Origin of the sequence: Evansella vedderi (assembly GCF_030813435.1) — a bacterium.
Lineage (GTDB): Bacteria > Bacillota > Bacilli > Bacillales > Salisediminibacteriaceae > Evansella > Evansella vedderi.
The window spans coordinates 35,809-52,124 of the sequence record NZ_JAUSUG010000001.1; the positions used below are offsets into that span (position 1 = coordinate 35,809).

Annotated in this window: 23 protein-coding genes and 1 other annotated feature; of the genes, 18 read left to right on the top strand and 5 right to left on the bottom strand. The window is 40.7% G+C overall.

The window, feature by feature from the left end:
* Positions 1–182 precede the first annotated feature (182 nt).
* The gene (locus J2S74_RS00225; RefSeq protein ID WP_307320347.1) at positions 183–704 is read right to left on the bottom strand and encodes a DinB family protein; all 522 of its coding nucleotides are present in this window, start codon (positions 702–704) and stop codon (positions 183–185) included.
* 141 nt (positions 705–845) lie between these two features.
* Between J2S74_RS00225 and J2S74_RS00230 the strand changes: the two genes are divergently transcribed.
* From J2S74_RS00230 to J2S74_RS00275, 10 genes are all read left to right on the top strand, one after another.
* On the top strand, positions 846–1,286 hold the full coding sequence (locus J2S74_RS00230; RefSeq protein WP_307320350.1) for a pyridoxamine 5'-phosphate oxidase family protein: 441 nt from the start codon (positions 846–848) through the stop codon (positions 1,284–1,286).
* 102 nt (positions 1,287–1,388) lie between these two features.
* Positions 1,389–1,647, top strand: a binding site (T-box leader).
* A 318-nt stretch (positions 1,648–1,965) separates the two neighbouring features.
* The gene (locus J2S74_RS00235) at positions 1,966–3,711 is read left to right on the top strand and encodes a glutamine--tRNA ligase/YqeY domain fusion protein (protein ID WP_307320353.1); all 1,746 of its coding nucleotides are present in this window, start codon (positions 1,966–1,968) and stop codon (positions 3,709–3,711) included.
* Between the two features lie 65 nt (positions 3,712–3,776).
* Positions 3,777–4,148 (top strand): iron chaperone, encoded by a 372-nt coding sequence (locus tag J2S74_RS00240; protein ID WP_307320355.1) that lies wholly within the window; start codon positions 3,777–3,779, stop codon positions 4,146–4,148.
* Positions 4,149–4,205: 57 nt separating this feature from the next.
* Entirely contained in the window at positions 4,206–4,466 is a 261-nt protein-coding gene (locus J2S74_RS00245; protein WP_307320358.1) for a hypothetical protein, read from the top strand.
* Positions 4,467–4,624: 158 nt separating this feature from the next.
* Positions 4,625–4,831, top strand: coding sequence for a hypothetical protein (locus J2S74_RS00250; protein ID WP_307320360.1), 207 nt, complete (start codon positions 4,625–4,627; stop codon positions 4,829–4,831).
* 112 nt (positions 4,832–4,943) lie between these two features.
* Complete coding sequence (locus J2S74_RS00255; RefSeq protein WP_307320362.1) at positions 4,944–5,660, top strand: hypothetical protein; 717 nt, start codon at positions 4,944–4,946, stop codon at positions 5,658–5,660.
* Between the two features lie 4 nt (positions 5,661–5,664).
* The gene (locus J2S74_RS00260) at positions 5,665–6,339 is read left to right on the top strand and encodes a hypothetical protein (RefSeq protein ID WP_307320365.1); all 675 of its coding nucleotides are present in this window, start codon (positions 5,665–5,667) and stop codon (positions 6,337–6,339) included.
* Between the two features lie 96 nt (positions 6,340–6,435).
* Positions 6,436–6,663 carry a DUF6199 family natural product biosynthesis protein gene (locus tag J2S74_RS00265; RefSeq protein ID WP_307320369.1) on the top strand — a complete coding sequence of 76 codons (228 nt, stop codon included), beginning with the start codon at positions 6,436–6,438 and terminating at the stop codon, positions 6,661–6,663.
* A 24-nt stretch (positions 6,664–6,687) separates the two neighbouring features.
* The gene (locus J2S74_RS00270; protein WP_307320372.1) at positions 6,688–6,888 is read left to right on the top strand and encodes a hypothetical protein; all 201 of its coding nucleotides are present in this window, start codon (positions 6,688–6,690) and stop codon (positions 6,886–6,888) included.
* A 143-nt stretch (positions 6,889–7,031) separates the two neighbouring features.
* Entirely contained in the window at positions 7,032–7,238 is a 207-nt protein-coding gene (locus J2S74_RS00275) for a hypothetical protein (protein ID WP_307320375.1), read from the top strand.
* A 456-nt stretch (positions 7,239–7,694) separates the two neighbouring features.
* Here the strand turns inward: J2S74_RS00275 and J2S74_RS00280 are convergent, their stop codons facing one another.
* On the bottom strand, positions 7,695–7,892 hold the full coding sequence (locus J2S74_RS00280; protein ID WP_307320377.1) for a hypothetical protein: 198 nt from the start codon (positions 7,890–7,892) through the stop codon (positions 7,695–7,697).
* A gap of 172 nt (positions 7,893–8,064) precedes the next feature.
* On the opposite strand from J2S74_RS00280, the gene J2S74_RS00285 reads away from it, so the two are divergent.
* Positions 8,065–9,774 (top strand): DUF6612 family protein, encoded by a 1,710-nt coding sequence (locus tag J2S74_RS00285; RefSeq protein WP_307320380.1) that lies wholly within the window; start codon positions 8,065–8,067, stop codon positions 9,772–9,774.
* 115 nt (positions 9,775–9,889) lie between these two features.
* Here the strand turns inward: J2S74_RS00285 and J2S74_RS00290 are convergent, their stop codons facing one another.
* Complete coding sequence (locus tag J2S74_RS00290; protein WP_307320385.1) at positions 9,890–10,333, bottom strand: CHRD domain-containing protein; 444 nt, start codon at positions 10,331–10,333, stop codon at positions 9,890–9,892.
* Between the two features lie 203 nt (positions 10,334–10,536).
* On the opposite strand from J2S74_RS00290, the gene J2S74_RS00295 reads away from it, so the two are divergent.
* The 6 genes from J2S74_RS00295 (at position 10,537) to wrbA (ending at position 14,008) form a co-directional block, all read left to right on the top strand.
* Positions 10,537–10,941: a GNAT family N-acetyltransferase gene (locus J2S74_RS00295; protein ID WP_307321400.1), complete on the top strand. Its 405-nt coding sequence runs from the start codon at positions 10,537–10,539 to the stop codon at positions 10,939–10,941.
* 163 nt (positions 10,942–11,104) lie between these two features.
* A complete protein-coding gene (locus J2S74_RS00300; RefSeq protein ID WP_307320387.1) occupies positions 11,105–11,521 on the top strand; it encodes an SRPBCC family protein in 417 nt (138 codons plus the stop codon).
* The gene (locus J2S74_RS00305) at positions 11,522–11,881 is read left to right on the top strand and encodes an ArsR/SmtB family transcription factor (protein WP_307320389.1); all 360 of its coding nucleotides are present in this window, start codon (positions 11,522–11,524) and stop codon (positions 11,879–11,881) included.
* Positions 11,882–12,094: 213 nt separating this feature from the next.
* On the top strand, positions 12,095–12,556 hold the full coding sequence (locus J2S74_RS00310; RefSeq protein WP_307320391.1) for a MarR family winged helix-turn-helix transcriptional regulator: 462 nt from the start codon (positions 12,095–12,097) through the stop codon (positions 12,554–12,556).
* Positions 12,557–12,782: 226 nt separating this feature from the next.
* The gene (locus tag J2S74_RS00315; RefSeq protein WP_307320393.1) at positions 12,783–13,199 is read left to right on the top strand and encodes a DoxX family protein; all 417 of its coding nucleotides are present in this window, start codon (positions 12,783–12,785) and stop codon (positions 13,197–13,199) included.
* Positions 13,200–13,396: 197 nt separating this feature from the next.
* Positions 13,397–14,008: an NAD(P)H:quinone oxidoreductase gene (gene wrbA, locus J2S74_RS00320; RefSeq protein WP_307320396.1), complete on the top strand. Its 612-nt coding sequence runs from the start codon at positions 13,397–13,399 to the stop codon at positions 14,006–14,008.
* Positions 14,009–14,495: 487 nt separating this feature from the next.
* Here wrbA and arsC read toward each other — a convergent pair whose 3' ends face one another.
* Positions 14,496–14,915 carry an arsenate reductase (thioredoxin) gene (arsC, locus tag J2S74_RS00325; protein ID WP_307320397.1) on the bottom strand — a complete coding sequence of 140 codons (420 nt, stop codon included), beginning with the start codon at positions 14,913–14,915 and terminating at the stop codon, positions 14,496–14,498.
* 28 nt (positions 14,916–14,943) lie between these two features.
* Positions 14,944–15,285: an ArsR/SmtB family transcription factor gene (locus tag J2S74_RS00330; protein ID WP_307320398.1), complete on the bottom strand. Its 342-nt coding sequence runs from the start codon at positions 15,283–15,285 to the stop codon at positions 14,944–14,946.
* A 291-nt stretch (positions 15,286–15,576) separates the two neighbouring features.
* On the opposite strand from J2S74_RS00330, the gene J2S74_RS00335 reads away from it, so the two are divergent.
* Positions 15,577–16,230 (top strand): MIP/aquaporin family protein, encoded by a 654-nt coding sequence (locus J2S74_RS00335; protein ID WP_307320400.1) that lies wholly within the window; start codon positions 15,577–15,579, stop codon positions 16,228–16,230.
* The last annotated feature ends 86 nt before the right edge of the window (positions 16,231–16,316 follow it).

The window sequence follows — 16,316 nt, forward strand, 5'->3', positions numbered from 1 at the left end:
TCAACATCCGCCGGGACATAAATTGCAATAGGGGGGCTGGGACAAAAGTGTTTTTATCAATAAGAAATCCGAACGAAATAGTGATTATAGTTGGTGCATATAAAAATCGCTTCGGAAATATACTTCGCTAAGGCAGTACATTGTTCGTATTTCCAGTTAAACACTTTAGTTATGTCCTAGCCTCATTTTAAAATACTTACATATTCCCTCCATGGTCCAACGTCCTCTCCGTATCGTGCGGCCATTACACGTACAATTTGAGAAATGTGAGTTAAATCATGAACAACCCAAGTAGACAGTAATTCCCTTAACTTTACTTCACCAAAAGCAGGGTGCTGACCCGTTAATTCAAGGTGCAGATTAGGAATAATTATAGCTTTAATGGTTTTTATGTTTTGTGAACGAAGTGATTTAAATTGTTGCAGCTTTTCTTGCATGGCCCCTTCAGGCTTTTCCTTTAAGTGTGCAAATCGATCAAAGGGGGGGAACGGCTTCCTACCGCCTTCTTCAAGAATCGATTTGATCCTAGGTAGCCAATTTGTTTTTTCACATTCAATTAAGTGTTCAATGACTTCTTCAGCATTCCATGTCCCCTCCCCTTCGTTACATTCTAACCACCCAGGGGATAAATTAGATAAAAAATACTCCAAGGTATTCGGTGTATTCCCTAACACTTCAATAGCTTCATCCAATTGAAAGTTCATGCCAACCTCTCCTTCTCTTGTTCCTATGCTATTATTTATAATTATATGAAAATTCCATCGGTCTTTACAGAAGGTTTTGGAGTAAGCATAAAAAATACATGGACTCACTTACCGTGTTAAGTTAATAGAGAGGTGATAATCGTGAAAATTATTAAGAATAAGAGATGGGATATGGATTTAGAAGAATTTCTAAAAAAGCCGCTGTTCGCCCATTTAGCTACAGCTGTTGGTGATTACCCAAGGGATTCCCCTGTTTGGTTTCACTGGGAAGAGGAGAAACTTTGGATCATAGGAACCGCAACAGACACCTTTCCAAAGAGGATCAAAAATAACCCTAAATGTGCCATTGGCATTATTGATTTTAATGTGGAAACTGGGCTCGTTTTACATGTAGGATTCAGGGGAGTGGCCACAGTGGAGCCGTTCAACACGGCCATCACCAATCGTTTACTATCCAAATATCTAGGACCTGATGAGAAAAACTGGGACCCCCGTTTTCGAAATTTAGATAATAGTAACGTGTTAATCTGCTTTGTTCCAAAGACGGTAGTCGTACGGGATCAGTCTTATAAAAAATTCTAGCAATAATAATAAAAAGATAAGCTTTGGGGATGATAATTGCACGTTGAAAACGTCTTTACAAAACTTTTTCCCCTTGTTATTATAGAAAAAATCAAAAAAATTCCAATTGCGATGATGAGAAGAGTAGATAAAAGTCATTCTTTACAGAGAGCTCCAGCTGCTGGAAAGGAGTAAGAATGCTTTATTGAACCAAGCCTCTGAGCATCACATCGGAACCGACCTCGGGGATGGTGTGACAGGTGCTCCTGTTATAGAGCTAGGGTATAAGTGTCCATTATTCGATACCGTACCCGAAGAGGCTGATATGGTGACGTATTAGCAAACTGGGGTGGTACCGCGATCATACAATCTCGCCCCCAAGACTTAACAAGGTCTTGGGGGTGGGATTTTTTTATTGTTTAAGAAATTATATTTTTTCTTAATGTGGATCACTGTGGTTGGATAATCGTCTAGCTTCAAGTGTCGTTGGCCGAGGTCAAATGTGCTGCGATTACTCGGAACAGATACCTACGCCTCTTCGTTTACTTGTCGCACATAAGAGTGTCGCTGATAAGCAGGTGCCTTGCCCTTTTGTTCTTGGAAAAAATATTGCGGGAAAAAAATGAAAGTGCAAGTATTACGAGTTAGACTCGCACAACGACGTAAAAAACTGCTCAACAAAATAAAGGGAGGGTTAAAAATGAGGGAGGAAAACAGTATTCTTTCCAATAACGATTTAGTGCGTTTAATAGAGGAGGATGTGAAGAACAAAGTATATAACCGGCCCATTTGTACGAGATTTCCACCGGAACCGAACGGCTATCTGCATATTGGCAGTGCTTATGCCATTCATTTAAATTACATGCTGGCCCGAAAGTTTGATGGGAATTTCAACCTGCGCTTTGATGATACAAATCCTTTGAAGGAAGACAGGGAATATGTGGAAGCTATTATAGAGGACATGAACTGGTTGGGCTACGAGCCAGGTGAGCGAATATTTTACGGTTCCGACTACTCCAATGAAATTTATGACAAAGCGTTAACCCTAATAAAAAAGGGCAAAGCCTATGTGTGTGAATTATCCCCAGAGAAAATGACAGAATACCGGGGGACTTTAACGGAGCCAGGAAGAAACAGCCCTTATAGAAACAGGTCAATAGAAGAGAACCTAACCTTGTTTTTACAAATGAAAAAGGGGGAATTTCCAACAGGATCCAAGGTGCTGCGGGCAAAAATGGATATGGCATCACCGAACATCAACTTGAGGGACCCGGTCTTGTACCGCATCATCCACGCAGACCATTACCGAACGGGGAACGAGTGGTGTATTTATCCCATGTATGACTTTGCCCATCCGATCCAGGACGCAATCGAAGGGGTGACCCACTCCTTCTGTTCCATCGAATTCAAAGACCATCGTCCACTATACGAATGGATTTTGATGGAATTGGATATGGCCGAAACACCGCCGAAGCAGAGGGAATTTGGCAGGGTCCATTTATCGGGAGTGGTCACCAGTAAGCGTTATTTACGGGAGCTTGTGGAAGGGGGATATGTGGATGGCTGGGACGATCCAAGGCTGCCAACGATTCGCGGATTAAGGCGTCGGGGAATGACACCAGGCAGTATAAGAAGGTTTGTCAATGAAATTGGCTATGTGAGGCACCAAAGCACTGTCGATTTTCCATTACTAGAAAGTATTGTCCGGGATGAATTGAAGGCAAAGGTCCCATGTTTCATGGCTGTCTTAGACCCTTTGAAGGTTACCATTACCAACTACGATGAGGGTGTGACGGAGCTCATATCAGTGGAGAACAACGTGGAAAATGCTGAATTAGGAAGAAGAGATGTGCCATTTTCAAGAGTGATTTATATAGAAAAGGAAGACTTTATGGAAACCCCGGCGAAAGGTTTCAAAAGGCTGTCCTTGAACTCCGAAGTTCGCTTAAAGGGGGCCTACTTCATCAAGTGCAACGAAGTGATTAAGGATGAAGACACGAGGGAGATTGTGGAGCTGCGGTGCACGTATGATCCTCAAACGAAAAGTGGAACGGGCTTTTCGGGACGGAAGGTAAAGGGAACGATTCATTGGGTATCGGCGGCCCAAGCCGTTCCAGCGGAGGTTCGTTTGTATGACCGGTTGTTTGACAACGACGAGATCGTGAAGGATCCGGAAAAAATATGGGAGGAAAAGCTGAATCCAGATTCCTTAGTCGTTTGTGGGAACGGTATGGTGGAGCCATCTGTAAAAGGTGCAGAAGTGGGAACTAAATATCAATTTATCCGCCACGGGTACTTTTGTGTAGATAGAAAGAGCGGGGATGGTCAAAAGTTCATTTTTAATAGAATTGTTCATCTAAAAGATTCGTGGAAAAGGGGTAATCTTCCCCCTTTTCCAACACTTGGATCAAAACCTACACATCCTTCGCAAAATCGTTTATCTTAAGTGTAGTAACAGTTTTCCATAGTGTGTAAAGTAGGGACAAGGAATTTATTTTAGGAGGGAACACCATGGAAGTTTTTGCAGATTATTTAGGGAGTATTGATAACCAACAACATCGGGACCGAACGGAAGAAGTTTTGGCTTGGGTAACGAAGAAATTTCCAAAATTAGTGCCAGAAATGAAGTGGAAGCAGCCTATGTTTACGGATCACGGCACATTTATTATCGCTTTTAGTGTAGCCAAACATCATTTGGCTGTTGCCCCTGAAAGGGTAGGGATTGATCATTTTTCTGATGAAATTATACAAGCAGGCTATAATCACACGAAGGAGTTGGTTCGTATCAAATGGGATAGTCCTGTTAACTTCGAATTACTCGAGAAAATGATCGAGTTTAATATTATGGATAAGGCAGACTGTTCAACTTTTTGGCGGAAATAGAGAAATGTCCTTCCTCACTGATGACTTAGATAAAGATTAAAGGAGACATTTGCCCCCATGCAAGAAGAGGCCGAAAAGATACTTTCCAGCATGGGGGTGAAGGAGGGGCATCTAAGGAATCTATCAATACATTGCCGTGATGATGCCCCCATTTCACCGGATGTAGCAGCCTATTCCGAAGGGCAAAAATCATTATTTAATGCCCTAACAGCATATAAATCTTTTATAAAGGTAAACGGAGCTGACAATCTGTCCTTTTCCGATGTACCGGTGATTTTTTCGGAGAAGGAAATGACGGGAAGCTGCATGAAGTTATAAGCGGACTTATTACCTCATTCTTCGAAGCGTTTTTGTCCGCGGAGGATAATTCATTGGCATTCGCGGAGTTAATAGAAAAGGAAAAGGATAGTTTTACAGTGATTGATAAGGAAGGTTACGAAAAGTCCCTCAAAAAATAGAGGCAGGTGGTTTAGTAGGTGGAAGGGAATAAAAGGCTGACCATTACCATTTCGCTGTTCGTCCTAGCAGTTTACTTCATCTATTACTTAATTCATTCAGGGCCACCACCATGGCACGCTATCAACACCTTTGGAATCATCGTCTTAATCATTTTGGCAACGATAATTATCATGAAATTGAACCAAATGACAAAACTATTAAAAGAGAAAAGGAAAGATGATTAGTGTCTGCTGTGGTCCACAACGGCCCACGGTATTTTTTTCTCTAAATTTGTAACCTTTTAGTGGGATTATTCGACTATACTGAAATAAGATTTATAGAAGGGTGATTCCACGGATGAAATTATTACAGAAATGCTTAATCACATTAATTACTTGTACTATATTTTTCCTTGTACCTCAAACTTCCTATGGTGCCCTTTGGGAGCAGATTCCCTTTGAGGAAATGGTGGAAAGGGCAGACCTCGTTGTCATTGGCACGTATGAGGGGGAGGCCGTAGAGAGAATCGAACAACATTCCGATCCGGAATCTGATTACTATATCGGGTTTACCGATTGGAAAATTCATGTTTCCAGCTATTTAAAAGGAGAGCCAGTCGGAAATACCATCCTCGTCACCACTCCTGGGGCAACGGAGACTGTTCCAGAGAGGGAAGGTGAGGTTCGTATGCGCTCCAATGCCTATCGAATAGATAGCATTATCCAAGGCATGGAACAAGAGCTCCAGGTGGAAGCGAATGAAATTTTATTTTTCCTAGAAGAGAGGGAGGGGGACTACGTGCCGATCACCCCAAAGGCCGTTGTACCTCTTGTACTTTTAGATTGGGAGGAGTATCTAACCCCAGAAATTATCGGTGACGAGGAGATCGATTTTGAAGATGAGTCCTTTAAAGAACTGGAGTTTTTAAAGGAATTCATGGAGACAACTCCGAAATACTCCCCTACTGGTGAGCGGCAAACTCCAAGCTCGGAGTCTAGACCATGGCTGCCGTACGCAGCGGGAATCATTGTTTTAACTGTAGCGGTCCTATTTTTTGCAAAAAAAAGGCGGTGAATATGTGACGATTTTAGTCCCAAGCTGGTTTCAGAGCATTTTCAATGTTTTTTCCGTCATATTCGTTGTCCTTCTGTTCGGGATCATCGTTTTCACCATTAATAAATGGATCGGAACGAAAATTACGGAAAGGACGATGTATGTTTGGGGGATTATTATTTCTATTGCCACACTGCTACTATTGGAAACGCAAATCAAAGTTGGCTACCCGAGGCAAGGGGATATTGTCATCGATGGAAAGGGAGAAGTTGTAGAGATTAAGGGCTATGACTACACGTTGATGACCACCGACAAAGACTTGTTTTTCTACGGTAATTACCCATTGGATGATGTGATAGCCTATGAACTGGAGACGGAGGATGGCCAGCTGGCCGAGGTAAACATCCAATTTACTGCAGAGGAAGTGGACACGGAAACAATAAGATCACTGTTTCGCATTTACGTAGAAGAAGTGGACTATCGTTCTACCAGTTTTCCAACATACTTCTCCAACGCCTCTTACCTGAATGAAATATTAATAGATAGGTTCCACAACAATCTAGAAGAGGCTTTCAAGCAACACGAAGTACATGAACTTACGCCGGAAAAAACCAGCCAATTGGTGGACCACATTGGAAGACAAACATTGAACTCCCACGAACAAAGAATGTTTACGATCAAGGTGGATAGGCAGTACTAGGTGATGCTATTTGCGTCACCTTTTTTCCTTTTAAACCCAATTTTGGGTAGATTAATGTTAAGATAATGATAAGAACCTATGTTGGAGGCGTTAAGCTTGGCTGGAACTATTTTGTTAATTATTTTGATGATCCCTGTCTATTGGGCCTTGATATACGCCTACCTTTTCCCTGAGGAAAGCATCCTCTGGGGGCAAAGGTGGAAGTATGACGACGAACCCGAGGTTTCCGATTTGGCGATTACCGTTACAAAAACGGGTTCCCTTATTGGAATCATTGTCCTAAGCGTCATTATCGTTATTTCACTTTTACCCCATTTTCTATAAGCCTATAAAAAGGGGAATCTTACTATGAAAAGAAAGCTGCTGTTCATTTTTTTGCCGATCATTGCAGTGGGGGGTATCTTTGCTGTTTGGTATACGTATCCAAAGGAAATTGACCAAACGCTCCACGGAGTGAAATACCAATTAGGCTCTGAAAATGCCAACTTTGAAGAACAGATGACCATTGATATTTTCGGCAAAGTGCAGAGAAATCTCCTGGGGGAATGAATCTTTCGCGGAACGATTACTATTGATGGGGATGTACACCCACCACCAGAAGCCTCGAGGAAGTACTATCGGTGCCCTTCCAAAAGACCCTTGACCGAGGACTCATTCAATATATCTAATACTCAGATGATGGTGAATATTATATGGAAATAATTACATACGGCTTTATTTACGGGGGCGAGAACTTCAGTGAATTAACCATCGGCGTCCATGAACAAAAAAACGGCGGTTCAGGTTGGAACAGCGCAGATGGAATGATGATTTCCGCACCAGCAGGTGACAGGAAGGAAGGATTAAAGCTATCCAATCAGCTGATGGGAAATGTAATAGGTGATGCAACTTTAAAATAATTTTTAAGGGGACGATCCCGGTGCGCCTGTCATCCCAGAATCGGAATGGGGATGGATGCACCGGGATCGTGTTTATTTACATTTCACTGTGTTCTGCCCGAAGATACCACTCGTTTCAACAACTACGGTCCCGCCATCACTCAAACAATTCTCCATTTTTTCCGTGTTAGCCCTGTGATTACTATTAATCTGCCACATACTCACCGCCGTAACAGTAAAAATGAGAAGGAGAGCTGCCAATTCAACATATGCTTTTCCATGGTCTTGAAGAACCTAGTAAGCTTGGAGTTTTCCCCATTGTCGGTAAATGCTCCGTTTACAAATTTACGAATCTCACGATAATAGATATAATTATGTGTGATTAGCAGTAGGAACAGGACGACGATAAACACATAACGATCCAACGGAAAAACCAGTTGAAAATGACTAATGGTATAAGCTGAGAATAAAGAACATTCAGGAACACCTGCTTCCAATGAGTTTTGTCACCGGAAATGGTAATTCCTTTAGCCATCTGATAATCTCCTCTTTGGCAGAGAAACCTAGTAAATCTAAACAAGCCTGGTTAACAAAAATAACACTTTCTCTATTAAAAATCGGCTTCGATTCCAAACTCTGATCAATAAGCTGAATAAGGTCAAAATCAGTGTTCATCTTACACCTACACAATATATTCCAATAATATCACATTTTGTTTTCGAAGAGATGCTCCTAAGGAGGTTTCGATATCCTGCTTCTATAAACCAACAGCGGTTCACCCACATTTCATCGTCATTTCCGTTTATGTTAGAATACCAAGATACGACAGATGTGGAGATGAACGGAAATGAGACTGAAATTAGCTATTTTAGGGTTGAGCACCCTTATCCTTATCATTACGGGCTGCACCAATATAGAAAATCTAACTCCGGAGGAAATTCTGGAGCGGACGGTCAATAATATGGAAAATTTGCAAAGCTATTCCTTCGACTTGAAATCCGAGCATATGGATGGGGGCGGCAATGAAACGCTCCTTCAACTCAAAGGGGACACCATCGTAGCTCCTTTCGAAGCCAATATAGAGAAGCACCTTGAATTCTTTGGTAACTCCTTTGATTTGAACGTTTATCATATGGAGGAAACGGTTTATTATGAAGACTTCACGGCTCCAGATCTCCTTTTCAAAGCTGAGAACAATCAGGAGCCGGACCACTTCATCAAGGGGTTAAAGGGGCTTCAAGCTCGCTTTGAACGACTACAATTTACGGATGACGAAGACAAACAGTATTACCAATTCGATTACGCCGTCGAACAGGAGGAGGATAAGGAGTTTTTCACGGACTTATATCCGTTTTTCCTTTCGGCAGATCCCCTAGAAACGATCCTAAATAATTTTTATCTAGATCATAGTGATGTTGTGGATTTTCACGTGACCATCGATGTGGACAAGGACTCTCACCTTATCAGTGGGTTCACGATGCAATATGTATTTGATTACGATTTTCTTGAAACGGGGGAGCCTATTCCCTCTTCTGAAAAAATAGAAGTGGTCCTCCATCATCACAATGAACTCGACGATGTGGCCATTCCGGCGGATGAAATAGAGTCGGCAGTTACCTTTCGAGAGCACATCGAAATCATCAACGAGGAAAGGGAAGCGAGACGCAAAGCCCATGTGCCAGAGGTCATCGAGGAGGATCTCGGTAATTCCGGTGGTAACCTGCAGAATGGTGGCCGCTTGGCAACGGATGGGGAGTGGCTTTACTTCTCCAACTTCAATGAAGGCTTTTACAGAAAGAAGATCCATGGTTTCGAAAGGCAGCAGCTTTCGGAAAACGAAGCAGCCGAGATTAATATCGTTGGTGACTGGATTTTTTACATTGATGTAACACGGGGGAATCAGGCTTATCGGATGAAGAAGGATGGCTCAGAGAGACGGCAAATTACCGACGTTTACACGGAAAACATAATGGTCGTGGATGATTGGCTGTATTATAAGCCACTTGTATATTCACCCGATGGAAAAACGAGGGTTTACTGGGTGAAAACGGACCTCACCCATCTTGAACAGTTGTTGGAGAATGCCTTTCAATTCACGGTGGCCCAAGGTTATCTCCTTTATCAAAATGATTATCCAGGGACCATACATTACCTTGATTTAGATGATATTGACGCTGGCCCGGTGATGCTTGGAGGCACTAATGCAAAAAACTTTTTCGTTGCCGATGGCTGGCTTTATTTTGAAAATGCAGATGAGGATGATCGTATCTTTAGGCAAAGTCTGGACAATCTACAAACCGATGCCCTCACGGAAGAGGCAAGCCAAGGCCTTAACGTTGCCGGTGACGATGTTTTTTACCGAAATATAGACGATGACCGCAGCCTTTACCGGTATAATATCGACACAGAAGAAACTACCAAGCTGGATGATGGGGAGGTGTACAATATCCATATCGTCGGTGACTATGTCTATTACGGAAAAGCCGCTACCCGCGTGAGAGTCCAATGGTACCGAATTCCGATAGATGGGACAGAGGTAGAAGAAGTAGAGTTATGAGGGGGCATGCCTAGAAGCTACGTGATTCTACTAGCACTATAAAAAATAGAAAAAAGTGAAAGAGTATGACGTTAAGGTTCAACAAGATCTTGGAGTCATACTCTTTTATTGAGTATTAGCGTGGTAATCTAACAGGCACTATTTGTCCTCTTATTTCACCTGGCGCAGGGTTCTGTTCCGTGTGAACATTCGCATATGTCAATTCTTGTTCCATGAATCTTACTAAATCTCTTACAGTTTCAATCCCCACATCATTTTCTACAATATCGTCATCTGTAATGGTTCCCGTAATAAGGCCTCTTCTCGTTGTTATCCCATTTTGTTCCTCTAGCGTTGCTAAATCGGCTCCAAAAAGAAAGGCTATCACAGGTCCATTTACTCCCCGTTCGCCATAATGAATGTGTGCTTGTACGAAGTTTCGGATGTTCCTAACTTCTAGTGCAAATTTTATCTTTGTTCTACTTCTATTAACCACAAATTTTGCAAAGCCAAAAGCATCCGTGTCAACAGGAGGAACTTCGTTTTCACCTCTTAACCTAGCAGTAAAGAATTTTAACATGTTAATCACCTCCTTTTACGCAATTAATACAGTTTATGTGTGGTATTTTCTATTTGTATAGGTTGGACAACTACTAATTATCAAATTGGACATAGGATAGGAAGAGTAGATAGTCAAAAGATTGAACGTAGAATTGACTTTGACTAGCCGGTGTACTATAAATTAATTCATAGATTTTATAAGGTGGGGAAGGGATCGTGGAAATCGAGATTAAACCAGTTAATAAGGAAATTGCATGGGAGCTGCGTCACATTGTCATGTGGCCGGACAAGGATTTGGAGTATGTTAAATTAGCGGATGACGACCAGGGAATTCATTACGGCCTTTTTAAAAATAAAGTTCCCGTCTCTGTCATTTCCCTTTTTATAAACGATGGTGAAGCCCAGTTCAGGAAATTCGCCACCCTTCAGGAGGAGCAGGGAAAGGGCTACGGAAGCATGCTCCTAAACTATGTAATGGCGGAAGCAAAGTACAGAGGCGTCAAGCGCATATGGTGCAATGCAAGAGAAAACAAATCAATCTTTTATAAAAAATTTGGTTTAGAAGAAACTAATCAAAGATTTGAAAGAGGCGGCAAATCCTATATTATCATGGCAAAAAACGTGTAGTTTTATCTAGAAAGCAACACAATACGGAGAGCGAAGTATCAACATTCTGAAGAAGCCCCATAGACACGAAACCAAAAGGTGTTATATAATCTAAAAGCAAAACCAAATGGTTTCGCTTTCGGGGCCAAACCAAAGTACATACTAACCTAAAGGAGATGGTAAAATGGAAACATTACAAGATATTAAGCAAACAGTAACATTCAACGCACCGATCCAAAAAGTGTGGGACAAGATATCCACTGCGGAGGGTATTGAATCATGGTTCATGCCAAATGACTTTCAACCAATAGAAGGGCACCAATTTCACATTCAATCTCCATTCGGCCCATCCCCTTGCAAAGTTTTACAGGTGGAAGAGCCAACGAAAATCTCTTTTGCATGGGACACAGATGGCTGGGTGGTTACCTTTCTTTTAAAGGACCTAGGTGACAAAACGGAGTTTACGCTGATCCATGGAGGTTGGGGAGCACCCGATGCCATCACTCCGAAGGCAAACGAGAAAAGCTCCGTTGTTCGCGAAAGAATGGAACATGGCTGGGGTGGCATTGTAGAGACATTTCGTAAGGTTGTGGAGGGATAAGTGACGGCGGCAAAGCATGATGTTTTCCAGGCCATTGCTGATCCGACCAGACGAGAGGTCATTCGTCTTTTGTCAAAAAAAGAGTTGCCCATCTCCGAAATCTCAGCTCATTTTCCAATAAGTCGCACAGCCGTTGCCAAGCATCTTCGTGTCCTCTCAGAAGCGAATTTGGTGAAAGGACAGAAGGTTGGTCGGGAAAAAATATATCGACTGCAGCCCGAACCGTTAGGAGAGGTAAAACAATGGCTTTCCTATTACGAACAATTTTGGAATAACAAACTGTCCATCCTTAAGCATGTAGTCGAAAAGGAAGACGACAACGAAGAGAGTATAAAAATGATTAAAACCGACAAACAGTGAGAGCTGGTAATGGACCAGCTCTATTTTGCCTAAACCTGTTAAAAAATAATTTTTAACTCAAAAGTGTCGATGAAATTCATAAAGAAACTTTCTTCTGGTAAAAATATTTATATTATAATGCTTTTATATTTTTTGAAATAAAGTTGACACTAGAAAATAAAATGTTATATAATTATCTCGAATTCGAGATAATGTGCAAAGGGAATGGTTAACATGGATACTCAAGACAATAAACTATTGGAAGAGGATATTTCATTAAAGTTATTTGTTGTATTATCCCGTGCTTTGCAATCAATTAAAAAACGTGTGGAAGAAGACATAAAGAGCTTTGGGCTAAATCCAACGGAATTTGCAGTTCTTGAGTTGCTATATAGCAAAGGGGCTCAGCCAATTCAAAAAATCGGTGATAAAGTATTGATTGCAAGTAGTAGTATAACGTATGTGGTCGACAAGTTAGAAAAGAAGAAGTTTCTAGAGAGAAAACCTTGTCCAAAAGACAGGCGTATCACCTATGCTGTAATGACAACAGAGGGAACAGAATTAATGAATGAGATCTTTCCAAAACATAAACATGCAATTCAAGAAATATGTGCTGGTTTAGACTTGAATGAAAAAAAGAATTTGATCCAACAGTTAAAAAAGTTAGGTTATTATGCTCAAGGTATAGAGCTTTAACTTTTTTTAGATAAATATCTCGAATTCATAATATATTATTTAAAAGTATTGTGAGGTGATTAGATGTAGGCAGATCCACATGGACCGCATTAGAAGATCGTTGTAAGAAATTTATTTTTTTAAAAAAATATCTTGAATTCATAATATATTAAATGGTAGTATATCGAGTAGAGATAATTGAATTAAAAATAAATTCAATCAATTAAAAAAATTGGAGGAGAAAAGTATGTCAAACAAAAATGAAATTGGAGCATTTTTATTACGTGTAGTGTTAGGGATTGTGTTTTTAGCACATGGTGCGGCGAAGTTCCAAGGTGGAATTGAAAATATAGTAGGCTGGTTTGATAGTATCGGTTTACCAGGTGGGCTGGCTTATGTAGTAGCAACGATTGAATTAGTTGGAGGAATTGCATTAATCTTAGGTATTGGAACAAGAATTGTTTCTGCATTAATAGGGCTTATTATGATTGGGGCCATTTTTACGGTGCAATTTGCAGTAGGATTTTTAGGCGGGTACGCTTATGATCTTGTTTTACTGATCATGGCTATTTACTTAGTATTGAATGGTAGTCAAATGTTATCTGTGGCTCAACTTTTCTTTAAAGGTCAGGAAAACAACGATGCCTTGGGAAAATCAGCGTAATTATCTTGAATTAGAGAAGAATGAAATGGAAGTATAAGTTAGGATTATGGGAAGCAAAAGAACTTGAATACATTGAAAATGAGTCATTTTCAATGGAGGTGGTTCTTATTAGAGAAAGTAGATAAGGTTAAGGAGAAAGGTGAATAAATATGGGAATCTTAGCAAATTTATTTGGAAAAACAAAGGAGACGAATAATATGTCAAACGTAAAATTAGCAGTGATCTATTACAGCATGGGTGGAACAAACTATCAACTATCCAAGTGGGCAGAAGAAGGCGCAAAAGAACTAGGTGCTGAAGTGAAAGTAGTAAAGGTACCTGAACTTGCTCCACAACATGTCATCGATGAAAATGAAGGTTGGAAAGCACATGTGGAAGCAACGAAAGATGTTCCTGAGGTTACATTAGATGACCTTGAATGGGCAGATGCAATTATTTTCAGTGTACCAACACGTTTTGGAAACATACCAGCACAAATGAAGCAATTCTTAGATACAACAGGTGGTTTATGGTTTAACGGAAAGCTTGTCAATAAAGTAGTAAGTGCCATGACTTCCGCTCAAAATTCTCATGGTGGTCAGGAAGCTACAATCTTAAGTCTTTACACGACAATGCATCACTGGGGTGCTTTAATTGCATCACCTGGTTACACCGACCCTGTTCAATTTACATCAGGCGGAAACCCATATGGTGTAAGTGTAACAGTGGGGCAAGATGGAAAAATGATTGAAGACGTAGAAGCAGCAGTTAAACATCAAGCAAAGCGTACGGTTACCGTAGCGGGATGGGTGAAAAAAGGTAATCAATAATGGAAATGTGAGGCTGGGACAAAAGTATTTTTACTAATAAGAAATCCGAATAAACTTGATGTAGGTGCAATCTACCCGCTTCGGAAATATACTTCGCTTTCCGCGGGCGGCTGGTGAGCCTCCTCGTGCTAACGCACTGTGGGGTCTCACCTCTGCCTCTGCTCCCGCAGGAGTCTACGTATATTTCCTCCGCTAAGGTATTGTATTGTTCCTATTTTCATTTAAACACTTTAGTTATGTCCTAGCCTCTTTTAATTTTTTGTTTAAGAAATTATATTTTTTCTGAATGTGGATAACAGTAGCTGAATAATTGTCTAGGTTTCATACGCCATCGGCTCGAGAAAATTTCTGCCTGAATAAAAAGCAGAAAGCGCTTTTTATCGGTAAGACCATTTTCCGTTCGAATAGGCAACGCGCGCGTTGCCGCTTCGATTGGCAGGCGCATTGCGCTTTTGTTCATTCGGAGGTTAGTACAAGTCACTTGTTTTTACTTTCCTTCTTCTGCAAACCTTTGAATGCGGTCCCGTATTTCATCGCGAACTCGTTGAAAGAAAGCCCATTTTTCTTCTTCCGTACCTTCCGCTTTTGCTGGGTCATCAAATCCCCAATGAACTCGTTTGATGCCTGGAGGAGTGACAGGGCAGTGGTCAGCTGCATGACCACATAATGTAACAATTAAATCAGCATTATTTAGAATATCTGGATCAATAATATCGGATGTTTGTTCTGAAATATCGACTCCTGCTTCTTGCATAGCTTTTACAGCATTTGGATTTAAACCATGTGCTTCAAGACCGGCACTTTTTACTTCCCATTCATCACCTAAAAACTTCTTAGCCCATCCTTCAGCCATTTGACTCCGACAGGAATTTCCCGTACATAAAAAATAAATTGTTTTTTTACTCATTTTGGCACTCTCCTCATATAAGATGTTGCTACTCACACGAAATCCGTAAGCCTTCCTTTTCCAGTTCCTTTAATTTGTCATCTTGACTTGGAATGTGTAAGAGTAAACTCCGAACAATAGGATATAGATCACTTTCTTTATTTAAGGAATAAAAGATCCATTGTCTTTTTCTCGTTTCCTTCACTAAGCCAATGTCTTTTAGTTTACGGAGGTGTTGACTAATAGCAGGCTGACTAATTTTAAAAATCCCGACAAATTCACATACACAACAATCATGAGAGTCAAGAATTTTAACCATAGTTAGCTTTGTTTTATCCCCAAGTAGCTTTAATAGTATTGCAACATTATCTATATTCCTTTCTACTACCATTTCTCCTCCCCCTAGTAACCAATCTCCTTTTTAGGATATTTTAAAAAAGGGTTGTTACTTTTATAAAAAAGCTTAGAGAAGCGGAAGGCGGCCGCCTATAGCGTATCTAAGCTAAATAATTTCAACCTAAAACAACAACCTTTTAGAAAACAACTTCTCCAAACTAAGAGAAGGGATTGTCCCATTTCTTTATCTATATTATCATATAAGATATTGCTTATATAAGTCTAAACTTATACATGAGGAGAACAAAAGTAAATGCTCAATTAACCAGGGGAAAGAGGAGTTACTATGAAAAAAGGCATGATAAAGAAAAAATTAATTGCTGAATTTATCGGTACATATTTTTTAATATTCGCGGTAACTGGGGCAATTGTGATTAATGCATTGACGGAAAGTATTACACATGTTGGCATTGCCTTAACTTCTGGGCTTGTTGTGATGGCTTTAATTTATACATTTGGTCATATTTCAGGTGCACACTTCAATCCAGCAGTAACGATTGGATTTTTCGTTAACGGGGATATTCATAAGAAGGAAGCGGTTCCATACATCCTGACTCAGGTGGTAGCTGGTATTGCAGCAAGTGCAACCTTGCTTATGTTGTTTGGAAATGTTGCTTACTTAGGGGCTACATTACCTAGATTTTCTTGGGAACAGTCCTTTGTCTTGGAATTTATTTTAACCTTTATATTAATGATGGTGATTTTTGGTTCAGCTATTCACGGAAAAGCGGTCAAATCCTTTGCAGGTGTTGCCATTGGGGCAACTGTTGGATTGGAGGCGATGTTTGCAGGACCTATTAGCGGAGCATCCATGAACCCCGCCCGTTCCATCGGCCCAGCAATAGTATCTGGAAATATGGAGTATCTATGGATCTATATCGTAGCGACAATCTTAGGAGCCATCGCTGCAGCCCTTGTCTATAAAACCCTTCATGAGTAGAATGAAAAAATGAGGCTGGGACAAAAGCGTTTTATCAATGAGTGATCCGAACGGAGAAAAATAAATCGCTTCGAAAATATACTTCC

What these genes read in the sequence shown, in the direction of transcription:
- arsC (WP_307320397.1), bottom strand. Translation starts at nt 14,915, where the DNA reads ATGAGTAAAAAAACAATTTATTTTTTATGTACGGGAAATTCCTGTCGG.
- J2S74_RS00255 (WP_307320362.1), top strand. Translation starts at nt 4,944, where the DNA reads ATGAAATTATTACAGAAATGCTTAATCACATTAATTACTTGTACTATA.
- J2S74_RS00225 (WP_307320347.1), bottom strand. Translation starts at nt 704, where the DNA reads ATGAACTTTCAATTGGATGAAGCTATTGAAGTGTTAGGGAATACACCG.
- J2S74_RS00290 (WP_307320385.1), bottom strand. Translation starts at nt 10,333, where the DNA reads ATGTTAAAATTCTTTACTGCTAGGTTAAGAGGTGAAAACGAAGTTCCT.
- J2S74_RS00335 (WP_307320400.1), top strand. Translation starts at nt 15,577, where the DNA reads ATGAAAAAAGGCATGATAAAGAAAAAATTAATTGCTGAATTTATCGGT.
- J2S74_RS00310 (WP_307320391.1), top strand. Translation starts at nt 12,095, where the DNA reads ATGGATACTCAAGACAATAAACTATTGGAAGAGGATATTTCATTAAAG.
- J2S74_RS00245 (WP_307320358.1), top strand. Translation starts at nt 4,206, where the DNA reads ATGCAAGAAGAGGCCGAAAAGATACTTTCCAGCATGGGGGTGAAGGAG.
- J2S74_RS00330 (WP_307320398.1), bottom strand. Translation starts at nt 15,285, where the DNA reads ATGGTAGTAGAAAGGAATATAGATAATGTTGCAATACTATTAAAGCTA.
- J2S74_RS00300 (WP_307320387.1), top strand. Translation starts at nt 11,105, where the DNA reads ATGGAAACATTACAAGATATTAAGCAAACAGTAACATTCAACGCACCG.
- J2S74_RS00240 (WP_307320355.1), top strand. Translation starts at nt 3,777, where the DNA reads ATGGAAGTTTTTGCAGATTATTTAGGGAGTATTGATAACCAACAACAT.
- J2S74_RS00285 (WP_307320380.1), top strand. Translation starts at nt 8,065, where the DNA reads ATGAGACTGAAATTAGCTATTTTAGGGTTGAGCACCCTTATCCTTATC.
- wrbA (WP_307320396.1), top strand. Translation starts at nt 13,397, where the DNA reads ATGTCAAACGTAAAATTAGCAGTGATCTATTACAGCATGGGTGGAACA.
- J2S74_RS00235 (WP_307320353.1), top strand. Translation starts at nt 1,966, where the DNA reads ATGAGGGAGGAAAACAGTATTCTTTCCAATAACGATTTAGTGCGTTTA.
- J2S74_RS00280 (WP_307320377.1), bottom strand. Translation starts at nt 7,892, where the DNA reads ATGAACACTGATTTTGACCTTATTCAGCTTATTGATCAGAGTTTGGAA.
- J2S74_RS00275 (WP_307320375.1), top strand. Translation starts at nt 7,032, where the DNA reads ATGGAAATAATTACATACGGCTTTATTTACGGGGGCGAGAACTTCAGT.
- J2S74_RS00315 (WP_307320393.1), top strand. Translation starts at nt 12,783, where the DNA reads ATGTCAAACAAAAATGAAATTGGAGCATTTTTATTACGTGTAGTGTTA.
- J2S74_RS00270 (WP_307320372.1), top strand. Translation starts at nt 6,688, where the DNA reads ATGAAAAGAAAGCTGCTGTTCATTTTTTTGCCGATCATTGCAGTGGGG.